This is a genomic window from Variovorax gossypii (assembly GCF_003965815.1).
In the GTDB taxonomy this organism is placed as follows: Bacteria; Pseudomonadota; Gammaproteobacteria; order Burkholderiales; family Burkholderiaceae_C; genus Variovorax; species Variovorax gossypii.
Map to the genome: position 1 here is coordinate 1,466,683 of NZ_RXOE01000002.1, position 12,689 is coordinate 1,479,371.

Annotated in this window: 13 protein-coding genes; all 13 read right to left on the bottom strand. The window is 60.8% G+C overall.

Going from position 1 to position 12,689, the window contains the following annotated elements; genetic code table 11:
- Window positions 1–85: 85 nt before the first annotated feature.
- The 13 genes from EJP69_RS14420 to EJP69_RS14480 all read right to left on the bottom strand — a co-directional run bounded on the left by EJP69_RS14420 (window position 86) and on the right by EJP69_RS14480 (window position 12,685).
- Window positions 86–1,672 (bottom strand): YfjI family protein, encoded by a 1,587-nt coding sequence (locus EJP69_RS14420; RefSeq protein ID WP_126470824.1) that lies wholly within the window; start codon window positions 1,670–1,672, stop codon window positions 86–88.
- Between the two features lie 204 nt (window positions 1,673–1,876).
- The gene (locus EJP69_RS29850; RefSeq protein WP_240652144.1) at window positions 1,877–2,686 is read right to left on the bottom strand and encodes a helix-turn-helix transcriptional regulator; all 810 of its coding nucleotides are present in this window, start codon (window positions 2,684–2,686) and stop codon (window positions 1,877–1,879) included.
- A gap of 1,056 nt (window positions 2,687–3,742) precedes the next feature.
- A complete protein-coding gene (locus EJP69_RS14430) occupies window positions 3,743–4,468 on the bottom strand; it encodes a class II aldolase/adducin family protein (RefSeq protein ID WP_126470826.1) in 726 nt (241 codons plus the stop codon).
- A gap of 21 nt (window positions 4,469–4,489) precedes the next feature.
- Complete coding sequence (locus EJP69_RS14435; protein WP_126470828.1) at window positions 4,490–5,947, bottom strand: NAD-dependent succinate-semialdehyde dehydrogenase; 1,458 nt, start codon at window positions 5,945–5,947, stop codon at window positions 4,490–4,492.
- Complete coding sequence (hpaI, locus tag EJP69_RS14440) at window positions 5,944–6,747, bottom strand: 4-hydroxy-2-oxoheptanedioate aldolase (RefSeq protein ID WP_126470830.1); 804 nt, start codon at window positions 6,745–6,747, stop codon at window positions 5,944–5,946. Before hpaI ends, EJP69_RS14435 begins: the two co-directional genes overlap by 4 nt.
- A gap of 11 nt (window positions 6,748–6,758) precedes the next feature.
- On the bottom strand, window positions 6,759–7,559 hold the full coding sequence (gene hpaH / locus EJP69_RS14445) for a 2-oxo-hept-4-ene-1,7-dioate hydratase (RefSeq protein ID WP_126470832.1): 801 nt from the start codon (window positions 7,557–7,559) through the stop codon (window positions 6,759–6,761).
- A gap of 5 nt (window positions 7,560–7,564) precedes the next feature.
- Complete coding sequence (locus tag EJP69_RS14450; protein WP_126470834.1) at window positions 7,565–7,975, bottom strand: 5-carboxymethyl-2-hydroxymuconate Delta-isomerase; 411 nt, start codon at window positions 7,973–7,975, stop codon at window positions 7,565–7,567.
- 21 nt (window positions 7,976–7,996) lie between these two features.
- Window positions 7,997–8,920 (bottom strand): 3,4-dihydroxyphenylacetate 2,3-dioxygenase, encoded by a 924-nt coding sequence (hpaD, locus tag EJP69_RS14455; RefSeq protein WP_126470836.1) that lies wholly within the window; start codon window positions 8,918–8,920, stop codon window positions 7,997–7,999.
- Between the two features lie 2 nt (window positions 8,921–8,922).
- The gene (gene hpaE, locus EJP69_RS14460; RefSeq protein ID WP_126470838.1) at window positions 8,923–10,383 is read right to left on the bottom strand and encodes a 5-carboxymethyl-2-hydroxymuconate semialdehyde dehydrogenase; all 1,461 of its coding nucleotides are present in this window, start codon (window positions 10,381–10,383) and stop codon (window positions 8,923–8,925) included.
- 33 nt (window positions 10,384–10,416) lie between these two features.
- Complete coding sequence (locus tag EJP69_RS14465) at window positions 10,417–11,172, bottom strand: fumarylacetoacetate hydrolase family protein (protein WP_126470840.1); 756 nt, start codon at window positions 11,170–11,172, stop codon at window positions 10,417–10,419.
- The gene (locus EJP69_RS14470; RefSeq protein WP_240652145.1) at window positions 11,169–11,852 is read right to left on the bottom strand and encodes a fumarylacetoacetate hydrolase family protein; all 684 of its coding nucleotides are present in this window, start codon (window positions 11,850–11,852) and stop codon (window positions 11,169–11,171) included. Before EJP69_RS14470 ends, EJP69_RS14465 begins: the two co-directional genes overlap by 4 nt.
- Window positions 11,853–11,890: 38 nt before the next feature.
- Window positions 11,891–12,091 carry a hypothetical protein gene (locus tag EJP69_RS14475; RefSeq protein WP_126470844.1) on the bottom strand — a complete coding sequence of 67 codons (201 nt, stop codon included), beginning with the start codon at window positions 12,089–12,091 and terminating at the stop codon, window positions 11,891–11,893.
- Between the two features lie 12 nt (window positions 12,092–12,103).
- Window positions 12,104–12,685 carry a 3-phenylpropionate/cinnamic acid dioxygenase subunit beta gene (locus tag EJP69_RS14480; protein ID WP_126470846.1) on the bottom strand — a complete coding sequence of 194 codons (582 nt, stop codon included), beginning with the start codon at window positions 12,683–12,685 and terminating at the stop codon, window positions 12,104–12,106.
- Window positions 12,686–12,689 lie beyond the last annotated feature (4 nt).

Sequence of the window (12,689 nt, forward strand, 5' to 3'; positions counted from 1 at the left end):
TCTCAAACTGAGATTGCAAAAACTACATGAACGGCAGACGCTGCTATTTTGCTATCTGATAGCAAAATAGCAGCGTCGTTACAGATTATGGAAGATGGCAACCTGGCCACAGCAAGTGTTTTCCGTCCCCCTTTTCGGTGTGCCCCGTGAGAGCTTTTATCTGGGCCACTCGCTGCAGCATCTGCTGGCGATTCGGGTGGTATCGGAATCGAACGCCTGACTCCAGTTCCTCTGGGGAAGGCGCGGGAGCATGATCCGGAATCCAGAAGTGCAGGTTGACCTTCCAACTGCCGCCGCTCTCATCCCAGACCTGCAGCCTCCCCAAAAGAGCCAGCTCCAGGACAACACTAAGAAGCTTGTCGATTTGCCGAAGACGTTTGGGCGCATACCTCGCCAGCTCGGCTCCTTTCACTTGACCATTGGTCTTTGCCCATCGGTGGTAATGTTTGAAGATGCTTTCCTCCAATTCCAAAATATCGCGCTCCATCTGCGTCAGCGGTGCAAAGCGCATGCGATATTGGTTCAGATGCCAAGCAACTATCTTGATAGCGCCAGTGACCACTTGGGCGTCAATCTCCTCGGTCCCTCCTTCAAACTCGTGCATGCTTGCTGCCAAGCGAGCGCAGTTTTCAGTTGCTTTGGTGGCCACTCCACGCATGAAATAGAATCGACCGTTTTCGGCCAGTTCTTTTTCGATCTTATTTGAAAACCAGTCAAGATATTGTCGTGCTGCACGTGTGAAGGTTTTTTCCTTTCTTCGAGGCAACTTCTCGCGATCGTATTGCGAGAGCAGCTCTCGGATTCGCGTATGATAGGACTCCCCGGTATCCCCGTATATCTCGACGTAGTCGCTAATAAACCGCGTCCCCTGTTTGGATGGAGGGTTCGTGTAAAGCCATCTGCTTGAATTTCCACTCGCATGAGTCAGATGGCCCTGGCGAGCAAGAAAATACTCAAACACGCCAGGCTGAACCTGAAGGTAAACCGTCAGGCTGGCGTCATACACTTCTGTGCGACCACGACCCATTCGATCCGTAACGCCGTCTCCAGAATCCCAGATGGAATTGATCATCGCCGGATTACTCAGTGCGCCGGAACTCAAGATCACGCCACCTTCATCTGAAACTAATCCAGCATAGGGGTATTTTTCGCTGAGATGCCTTGCGACTGCTGGTGCCGTGATATCCGAGATGAGCATCCGAGGTCGTTTGCGTTGAGACGGTGAAGTTTTTTCGTGCTTCTCGAGCAATTCTTCGGTCTTGCTCGTGTCGATATCTTTGGCAGCGCCTTGCCCAATAGCGCGAAGAAGAGCTTTTCTTTTCGAGTCCCAAACTGCTTGTCTTCGGGCGTGTTGCTTTGCATCCTCTGCTTCAAAACGAGACTGCTGCTCGTCGAACCGACGGTGCTCTCTCAAGGCAATTTGATCGTTCGCCGTCTTGCGCTCACCGCTGAGTGCCTCCACGATGAAGATCATCCCCACCGGTGAAGCCGGAGCGTCGCGCCATTTCACCTTGATCAGTCCCTGAATGGCCAATGTGCAGCCCGCCAACGCGGAGATGGCGCACATTGGCAGCGGGGATTGGTTCTCCCTATTGATGTAGTTGGCCAGTGCCTTGATCTTGGGTGTTAAGCCCTCGATGGGATAAGGGGGGTCAAATTTTTCGACGGTCATGGTTGGGATTCACATCGCCTGTGTCAGGCAGTCGTTCGTAAGCGAGCCCCGAGGCCGTTCTACCTAATGAACTGCGGGGTACAACGGTGTGCCGCGGCAAGCAGAGGGGGCAAGGCAATTGGCGAGCGCAGACAGATACGACGCGGGCTCTTGCCTACTTGGCAGGGGTTGGCCAATTTTGGTCGGCGCCGTTATGGGGGATATTCAGCGATCCTTCTGCGGTCGAGATGCGATCCATGCATCAAGCTCGTCTTCCCGATATCCCATGGCGCTCTGCCCGATTTGCACGGGGCTGGGAAAGGTCTTGTCAAAGTAGCGGCTCTTCGGGTTTTGCCGCTCGTAAAAGCTTGAGCGTGAAAGACCTGTGAGGGCAATGGCCTCCTTGGAGCGCAGCAGACGCGTGCTGGGCCTGGAGGGCGGCGGCGGGGGCATGAACGCAGCGGACGGCATTTTCTTGCTGTTCAGACCCGACGAATCAGGATCGAGCAATGCAGCGCTGGCTAGAACAGGTGCAGGTGAAGTCACAGCTGCCGATGCCAAAGCGCTGGGAAGGGGGGCCGAGGAGTTGTTCACCGTCATCCCCGATTCTTCGCAATATCGAATGGCATCACAGCGGCGCAGATACGCGCCTGGTGCAACAACCTGCGCCTTGACGTAAGAGGAGGAAAAGATGGACAGTTCCTTGCGTATGACCCACGCCTGCAGATCTGTTAAACGTCGTGCACATTCGGCGAGCAAATGCTCCGACGTTAGAGGACGCCAATCGTTGGTGGGGCTTTCCGGCAATGGGCGTCTCACCTGAAACTTTCCGACTTGTTCCAGAGGCCCTAGTCGAGCATCCGACTCGGGCTTCGCGAGTTTTCCAAGCGAGGGCATTCTCCAAGAGGCGCGATCGAGGGGCTCGTCCAGCCTCTGCTCAGGAGTGCTTGGCACCATCGCAAATGCGACCGCCAGCGCCAGCTCATGACAGGTGATGAATTCAGATTCGGGCAGTTCGACGACGTATGGCTGCACGCTGAGAGATCCTTGGAGAGTTACGAGTTTTCTCGCTAGGCCGGCTCTTTTTCGGCTTGGCTGCAGGGCCCTGGCTGCGACTGCTTGACAGTCCCTGGTTGGAAATATTGTAAGAATGGGGTTGCACGGTGCGCGTGCCCCCAGGGAGCGGTGAGCGCTTCGACGTAAGGATCGCGACTCGAATGCTTGCTTGCAATCGCCACTGTTTTGCGCCGCACTCCGCATAGTCGTCCAGGCTGAATGCTCACTCAAGACGCGGGCTGCTCTTCGGGCGCAACTCGCGCTAGTTCGCTCGAATACCTCAAGGTTGACGTCCATCAGTCGTGCTCGCAGCATCTGTCCGGCGCGCTCGCCTGTCTCGGTGCGGCGCGTCTGCACGGTAGACAGATCTCGCGCAGTTGCTGAACGCTCAGGTGGTCGAGGCCGGTGCCGACCCTCCGGGTGAGGGCATGCTAGTCCTCCTGCGGAATACCAAGACTTTGGGGCATGGGTGGCCGGCCAGGTTGTAATGCAGAAGGTGCCCGAGACCTCCGTGCTCAAATAGCCATGGCCTTCCGAAGGCACCGCATGCGGTTCCCTGGTCGTTTGGGAACTCGGCTGGCAGGTTGCTTAACGCCTTCTCGATGCGCTTGATCAGCGATTTCTTCCCTCCGGCATCGGTCCAGTCATCGATTCCCATGCCAATCACTTGGGTTGGAGTCCGACTTGGTGAACTCTATGCTCCCAATGGCCTTGTGATGCTGTACGACGATGTGCTGACGATGAACCCCTTAACGTCGCATCTCGACTGGTTTGAACGCAAAGCGACGTCCTAAGGTGCTCGCTGACCGTGGCTGGAGGCGGTACAGCCGAGATATTCTTCGGACGAAACTATTCGCGGAGGAGAGCGCGATTCGACAGTGGCGCGGCATCTATAGCTGGGCACGCATTTGTCGGCACCCAGGAGGAAGGGATGCGCGTTTGCTTAATGGACGGTGCCGAGCCCGGCACCAAATACCCGACATGAGCCTCGCGCGACACAGCGGGACCTTTTCTTGGGTGCGCAAAGCATGTGTGTCATGCAGCGGGCGGGATGCCGGCGCGCCGGAGCATCGTCTCGAAGATGAGGCGGTGCGTTTCTGCGCTGCCAGCGACGCGGGTTTCCGGTACGGCCTTGAGGATTTCTGTAGGGATCCGGCGATTCGAACCACGGCCGGCGTCCGAAGCCAGTTGGATCTCACAGCCGCGCTGCAGCGTCCACAGCCGGTTGAATGCCGAGGGAATGTTCGGTCCGACGACGAGCAGGCCATGATTGCGAAGGATCAGGTGGTTTCGCTTTCCAAGCGAGGCGACGAGTCGCGGTTGCTCGTCTTCTTTGGTCGTGACGCCTTCGTACTCGTGGTATGCCACGTCCTCATACAGCATCGCGGTGTAGAAATTGTCGTGCCGCAGGCCTTCCTCCTTGCACGAGATCGCGCATCCCGCGGTGGTGTGCACGTGCATGATGCAATGTGCGTCTTCGCGGGCGGCGTGAATGGCGCTGTGAATGATGAAGCCGGCCTTGTTGACACATCCACCACTGCCGTCGCGCACATTGCCGTCGATATCGATGCGAACAAGATTCTCCGGCGTCACTTCGGAGTAGTGCAGGCCGAAGGGATTGATCAGGTACTGCGCCTTTTCGTCCGCTGGCGTTGGAACCCGGACCGTGATGTGGTTGAAGATGAGTTCGGTCCAACCTAGCCAATCGAACAGGCGGTAGCAGTTCGCGAGGTCGCGGCGCAATTGTGTTTCAGTTTCCATCGTGCAAATTCCTCTCGTTCGTCAAAGTCCGCCAATGCACATGTACTTGGTGTGCATGTACTCTTCGATGCCCAGTCGGGATCCTTCGCGGCCCATACCCGATTGCTTGACGCCCCCGAAAGGCGCCACGGCCGTGCTGATGATGCCGGTGTTGATGCCCACCATGCCGGCCTGTATGGCGTCGGCAACCCGCCAGACCCGTGCAATGTCGCGAGAGTAGAAATAGGAGGCGAGACCAAATTCCGACGAGTTGGCGATGGCGATGGCCTCGTCTTCGGAACGAAAGCGCATGATCGGTGCCACGGGCCCGAAGATCTCCTCGTTCGCGATGCGCATCTCGGGTGTGACTTCGGCCACCACCGTGGGTTCAAAGAAGGTGCCGCCCAGCCGGTGGCGAGCGCCGCCGGCGGCAATGCGTGCGCCCTTGCCGACGGCATCGTCGAGCAGCGTAAGTACCTTGTCCAGGGCCGCATCGTCGATCAGCGGACCCTGTTGGACGTCGGCATCTCTACCATCCCCTACCTTGAGGGCCTTGACGGCAATCGACAGCTTGGCAACGAAGGCGTCATGGATCCCTTCCTGGACTAGGAGCCTGTTGGCGCAGACACAGGTTTGGCCGCTGTTGCGGTACTTGGAGGCGATGGCGCCCTCGACAGCTGCATCAACATCTGCATCGTCGAAGACGATGAATGGTGCGTTGCCGCCAAGTTCGAGCGATAGCCGCTTGAGAGTCGGGGCACACTGGCTCGCGAGCAGGCGTCCGATCTCGGTGGAGCCCGTGAAGCTGAGCTTGCGAACAGTCGGGTTATTGGTCAGCTCGGCTCCGATCTCCCGTGCGGTGCCTGTGATCACGTTGAGGACACCGGGAGGAACCCCGGCGCGCTCCGCGAGTGCCGCTAGAGCCAGGGCGGACAGTGGCGTCTGCTCGGCCGGCTTGACGATGATCGTGCAGCCAGCTGCCAAGGCGGGCGCCACCTTGCGAGTGATCATGGCGGCGGGGAAATTCCAAGGTGTAATGGCGGCGCAGACGCCCACGGGCTCGCGCTTGACCAGGATCTGCTTGTCGGCCCAGGGAGATGGCACGACATCGCCGTAGGTCCTCTTGGCTTCCTCGGCAAACCACTCGATGTACGAGGCGGCATAGCCGATCTCGCCCTTGGCCTCTGCCAATGGTTTGCCTTGCTCCGCAGTCATGATTGCGGCGAGATCGTCCTGGTGTTCCAGCATCAGTTCGTACCAGCGACGCAGGACACGCGCTCGGTGCTCGGCAGTAGTGCGGCTCCAGCCTTTGTACGCGGCGTCGGCGGCCTCGATGGCTCGGCGCGTTGCGTCGCGTCCGGCACGCGGGACGGCGCCGACGATCTCGCCGCCGGAGGGATTGCGAACCTCGATGGCAGGAGCACTCTTATCGTCGAGCCAGCGGCCGTCGACGAAGATCTGCGAGCGAAGCAGGGAGGGGGCCTTGAGTTTCAGCATCAATAGGCTCCCGACGGTCCCACAGGAGCGGCGGTTGTGCCCCTGAAATGGACAAGCAGATCCTTGGCAGCGCGCACTAAAAGCGTGGTGTCGACTCCGATCGCGACGAAGGTGGCGCCTGTCCCCAGGTATTTCTTGGCGAGCGTCTGGTCTGCGGAAAGGACGCCCGCTGCCTTGCCAGCAGCGACGACGCAGCGAATGCCCTGGACAATGGCTTCCTGGACCTTGGGGTGCCCGGGTTGGCCGAGCAGGTCCATCGAGGCCGAGAGGTCGGCGGGGCCGAAGAACACGCCATCCACGCCTTCAACCGCAGCGATCTCGGAAACTCGGCTCAACGCAGTTGCACTCTCCACCTGCACCAGAAGACAGATGTCATCCTGGGCCTTGTCGAGGTAGCCCTCGATTTGATTCCAGCGCGAGGAGCGGGCGAGGGCGCTTCCCACCCCGCGAACGCCATTGGGCGGATAACGCGTCGCCGACACGAGTTGCCGTGCCTGCTCAGGTGTCTCCACCATCGGGATCAGCAAGGTCTGCGCGCCGAGATCGAGCAGTTGCTTGATGTTGACCGTCGTTCCCTCCGGCGGCCGGACTACCGGGTGAGATTGGTACGGTGCGATGGCCTGCAACTGCGCAAGGACACCCCGCAGGTCGTTGGGCGCATGCTCCCCATCAATCAGCAGCCAGTCGTAGTCGGAGGTGGCAAGGGCTTCCGCCACATAGGCGTCGGCAAAGCCGACCCAGAGACCCAACTGCACCTGGCGCTTTCTGATCGCTTGCTTGAAGGTGTTCTCAGGCATTTGCATGGTCGGTCCCTTCAGGCGAATCTGAACTCGAACCGGCCGAGTGATCCGTAGTCGGCGTCGAAGACATCGCCACGCTTGGCGGCCATGGGCCGGGTAAACGATCCGGCGAGGACCACTTGGCCCGGCAGCAAGGCGTCGCCCCAAGGAGCCAATTTCCGAGCGAGCCATGCGATTCCAACTGCGGGATGGCCTTGAACGCCGGCGGCCAGACCGGTTTCCTCGACAACGCCGTTCTGGCGCAGGACAGCGCCGCACCACGGAAGATCGACCTCGCTCGGCCGGACCTTGTGGCCGCCAAGAATGATCCCTGCATTTGCGGCGTTGTCGCTGATGGTGTCATACACCTTGCGCATGGCCTTCGTATGCCGATCGAACTGCTCGATGCGCGAGTCGATGATCTCGATCGCCGGCTGGACATACTCCGTGGCAGCCAGCACATCCTCGATCGTCGTGCCTTCGCCTTCGAGCTTGTCCTTCAGGATAAAGGCCAGCTCGACCTCCACGCGCGGTGCGATGAACCGGTCGACAGGAATATCGCCCGGCTCGAAGAACATGTCATCGAGCAGCGTGCCGTAGTCCGGTTCCGTGATCTGGCTTGCCTGCTGCATTGCGCGGGAAGTCAGTCCGATCTTGTGTCCTTTGACGATGCGGCCCTCGGCGAGCTTGAGCTTCATCCATGTACGTGAGATGGCGTAGCCGTCCTGGATGTTCATTTCCGGAAAGCGCTTGGAAAAGTGCTCGACCTGTACGCGAGACTTCTCGCTGGCATGAAGCTCTGCAGCGAGCTGGTGGATCAAGTTGTCGTTGAGCATGGAATTCAGTGTTTCCTGTTGAAGAGGGGATGCAGGTTGCTGTGCTTGCCGTCATAGACTTGCCCGAGAGGCTCGTCGATTTGCAGCGTGCAGCCCAATAGCTGCTGGCCAAAGATCGGACCGATATGCGCCTTGACGATCGCCAGGAGTTCGTCGCCCGTCTTCTTCTTGACGGCTTCCGAGCGTCCCGCGGCCATTCGCAGGTTCAGGTAGATGAACGCGTAGTCGGCCTTTCCGTCGGCCACCGCGTAGTGCGCTGCTGGAAAAGCCAATACTCGTGTGCCGCCGGTGGGGAAGGCCTGGCGTCCGTCCTCGTCGCGTTGTTCGAGCATCACGTCCGCCAAGCGCCGACAGAGCGCGGGCATATCGGTGCGGCCATCGAGATTTGGGGTGTAGAGAACGACCAGATGCGGCATGCGGTTCGATGTCGTGGTGGGTCAGAGGCGGGAAACGGCTTGGAAGCCTTCGGCACTAGATGCCTGGGCCTTCGGAATGGCGTGGCCGTCTTGTGGTGTTACCGGAAACAGGGCGTTGATCTGCCCGGTCGCGGAGGATCCGAAGTAGGGCGTCACGACTTCGGCCTTGCCGGCGTAGGCCGACCAGCCCAGCGCGCCCAGCAGCATGGCCGTGTCGTGCATAAAACCCTCGCCGTGGCCTTTGACGGCGTACTCCGGCAGCATGGTGCAGAAGTCGACCCACTCACCGTTCTCCCACATCTTCACCACGTCGCGGTCCATGCGCTCGAGCAGCGGGCTCCAGACGCGGTCAGCAAACTGCGGGGCCAGCCCGTTCTGCGCGAAGCGGTGGGACAGCGAGCCGCTGGCGAGAAAGGCCACCGTGCCGTCGTAGTGATCCTCTACCGCGCGGCGCATGGCCCAGCCCAGGCGCGCACTGTCATTGAGGTAGTGACTGGTGCACAGAGCCGAGACGCAGATTGCCTTGAAGCGCAAATCTTCGTTCATGTAGCGCATTGGCACCAAGGTTCCATACTCCGGGCCCAGCGTGGTGGCTTCGTGCGCCAGCGTTTCCACACCCCAGTCGTTGCACGATTTCGCAAGCAGCCTTCCGAGCACAGGGTTTCCCGGAATCTCGTAGGGCATGTTGCTGATGAAGTGCGGTAGCTCGTTGCTGGTGTAGACGCCCTGGAAGCGCGGGCCGCAGTTGATGTGATAGCTGGCATTGACCAGCCAGTGGGTGTCAAACACCACGATGGTGTCTACCCCCAATTCACGGCAGCGCCGGCCGATCTCCTTCAGACCATCGATGGCGGACCGTCGGCTGCCCTTGCGTGGACCGTCCAGCTCGCTCAAATAGAGCGAAGGCACGTGCGTGATCTTGGCGGCGAGAGCAAGCTTGCCCATGGTCACACGCCCCAGTGCGGAATGTGGTGCGAACCCAGCGACACCGCCACGTTCTTCGGCTCGCAGAACACTTCGTAGCTCCAGGTGCCGCCTTCGCGACCGGTGCCCGAGGCCTTGGTGCCGCCGAAGGGCTGGCGCAGGTCGCGAACGTTCTGGCTGTTGACGAAGCACATGCCGGCCTCGACGGCGGCGGCCACGCGGTGGGCTTTGCCGATGTTCTCGGTCCACACGTAGCTGGAGAGGCCGTACTGGATGTCGTTGGCCAGCTCGATGGCGTGGGCCTCGTCCCTGAACGGAATGAGGCAGGCCACCGGGCCGAAGATCTCGTCCTGCGCGATCTTCATGCGGTTGTCCACGTCGGCGAACACGGTGGGTGTCACGTAGTTGCCCTTCTTCACCCGGTTGGGCAGGTTCGAGGGCGCTTCCAGCCCGCCGCACAGCAGCGTCGCGCCTTCCTTCGGGCCCAGCTCGATGTAGCTGCGCACCTTGGCCAGGTGCGCCTGCGAGATCATCGGGCCGACGATGGTCTTCTCGTCCAGCGGGTCGCCCACGGTGATGCGCCTGGCGCGCTCGGCGAACTTGGCTGCGAAGTCCGCGTAGATCGACTGCTGCACCAGGATGCGCGAGCCGGCGGTGCAGCGCTCGCCGTTGTTGCTGAAGATCATGAACACGGCCGCGTCGAGCGCGCGGTCGAGGTCGGCGTCCTCGAAGATCACGAAGGGGCTCTTGCCGCCGAGTTCCATGCTGAACTTCTTGAGGCCTGCGCTCTTCACGATGCGGTTGCCGGTGGCGGTGGAGCCGGTGAAGGAAATGGCGCGCACGTCGGGGTGAGCCACCAGCGGCTCGCCGGCTTCCTTGCCGTAGCCGTGCACCAGGTTCAGCACGCCCGGCGGAATGCCGGCTTCCAGCGCCAGCTCGCCCAGGCGCGCGGCTGTCAGCGGCGAGAGCTCGCTCATCTTCAGCACCGCGGTGTTGCCGAAGGCCAGGCAGGGCGCGACCTTCCAGGTGGCCGTCATGAAGGGCACGTTCCACGGGCTGATGAGCGCGCACACGCCCACCGGGTGGAACAGCGTGTAGTTCAGGTGCGTGGGCGTGGGGTAGGTGTGGCCGTCGACGCGCGTGCACATCTCGGCGAAGTAGTAGAAGTTGTCGGCCGCGCGCGGCACCAATTGCTTGCCGGTCTGGGCGATGACCTGGCCGCAGTCGTTGGTCTCGGTCTGCGCGATCTCGGGCACGTTCTTCGCGATCAGGTCGCCGAGCTTGCGGATGAGCTTCGCGCGCTCGGGCGCGGGCATGCCGGCCCACTTGGGAAAGGCTTCCTTCGCGGCGGCCACTGCCGCGTTGACCTCGGCCTCGCCGCCCGAGGCGACTTCGGCCAGCACTTCCTGCGTGGCGGGGTTGACGGTCTCGAAGTAGTCCGAGCCCTTGACGGACTTGCCGCCGATGAGATGGTCGATTCGCATGTCTTGGTTCCAGTATTGATTGCCAGGGTCGGGTTAGCGCCCGAAAATTTCGTCGCCCGCGATGGTGTTCATCAGTCGGCCGATGCCCTCGATCTCGCAGATCACTTCATCGCCTGTCTTCACGTCGACCACGCCCTCCGGTGTGCCGGTGAGGATGACGTCACCAGGAGAGAGCGTCATGAACGCACTCAGGTACTCGATGAGATAGGGAATGTCGAACACGAAGTCGCGAGTGTTGCCCTCTTGGGTCACTTGGCCATTTACCAGGGTCCGCATCTGCAACGCGACCTCCTCACCGACATCGGCAGCATCCACGAACCACGGGCCCAGGACCGTTCCTCCGTCGCGGTTCTTCACGCGCAGATTGGGGCGATACCAGTTTTCGAGGTAGTCGCGAATCGCGTAGTCGTTGGCCACCGTGTAACCCGCCACATGTTCCATGGCGGTTTCGCGTCGCACCTTGCGGGCTTCCTTGCCGATGACGACGGCCAGTTCGCACTCGTAGTGCATGAACTTCACGCCCGCCGGGCGGCGTGTCACGCCTCGGTGGCCGATCACGCCGCCGGGGCCCTTCAAGAAGGCCAGTGGTTCTTCCTGCGCTCCAAAGGACAGCTCCTTGGCGTGATCGGCATAGTTCAGGCCCAGGGCAATGATGGTGCCGACCTCGAACGGCGGCAACCACACCACGGCGTCTTCGGTGGCGACACGCCCATCAGCCAGTTGCACTCCTTGATGATGAGGCACTGCTTCGTGAATGGCGCCTGCGTATGCAACACGCGCGCGTTTCATTGATCTTCTCCGACGAAGCTGGCGTGCACCGTGGCGACGCCACGGATCTCGACAGAGGCCTGTTGTCCCTTGCGAGCGCGGGGGGCGCCGTGCGGCACACCGAGCAGCAGCAGGTCGCCGGGAGAAAGGGTCATGAAGTCCGTGACATCTGCGAGCAGTTGGGCCGCTGGACGGACCATGTTGTTCAGCGAGGATTCCTGGACGAGCTGGTCATCCAGATAGGTGCGCAAGGTCAGCGCGCCAGGATCGGTGACGGTCTGTTGCGCGACGACCTCATCGGCGACGATCAACGATCCATCTCTAGCCTTGAATCGGATCGAGGGGCGGTAGAAGCTCTCGTGGGGCACACTCAGGTCCGCAACCACGGTGTAGCCGGCGACATATTCGAATGCGTCGTCGACGGAGACGCGGCATGCGGTGCGACCGATCACCAGCGCCAGCGACCCTCCGACTTCCCACTCGTGGGTTGCCTGCGACGTGATCACCCTTGCGCCGGACGGCTGGAAGGTGTTTCGAGGCTTGACGTACAGCACGGGTGCCTTTGGTGCGCCCTTGTACGGCAGTTCGTGGATGCTGTCGCCCAGCGCCGCCAGCGCATGCCGATCATTGAGCAAGGTGCCGTAGACCGTGCCTGTCAGCTGGTACGGTGCGTAGTTGAAGTGATAGTCGTGGGGGTTCAAAGTCAGGGCTCCGCTGGCCGCGGTGGCGGCCGTCGCGTTCAGGTGGGGCTTGAGGGCTGGTTGGTCGGCTGTTCGACCAACTCCAGCATTTCTTCGCAGTGGACGAGTTCCTCTTCACCACTTTCGGGGTTGCGCAACTGCAGCCAGATGCCGTCGCCGATGTTCTCGGTGACTTCGGCCACGGCACCGTTTTTCAGGCGGATGGTCTGCCCGACCTGGACATTGATGAGATTGAGCATGGCGCCCCCTTGTTAAAAGAAGATGCTGAGGTTCTTTGCCAGAAGCACGTTCTGGTGGATGCGGATTTCCCGGCGTGCGAGCTTCCAGCCGTTGGCCGTCCTGCGGATGCGATCCTTGCGATCGCCAACGAAGAAGTACTGCTCGTATTCGCAGCGGTTCTGGTAGGTGAGGAAGCGACTCGACACGTCGACCTCAAGATCACCGCCATCGTTGGTCTGCATAGCAGTGAGCTGCACGTTGCTCACCAGGCGGCTGACGCGCGAAAGGGGCTCCTCCGCCCAGTGCACGCCTGTGAGAATCTGCTCGGCGCGCTTGGTCAGGGTCCACTTACCCTCGTTAAACCAGCTCATCTGCTTCTCACGGGTGGTGAGTTCGCGGCGCGCGTGTTCACCCGCCTTGACGTTGTATTCCATCGGCATGAAGTACTCGAGGTCATCGGCGAGGGTGTCCACCCATTCCTTGAAATGCCGTTCGTCGAGGAGATTCGCCTCGTCGTAGAGGAACTCCTCGATTTCGCGCTTGACTTCGTAATACTTCGCGTCGCGCGGAAGGCGGGCGATGTGTTCGATCACCGGTTCGGCGAGTTCAGACATGATT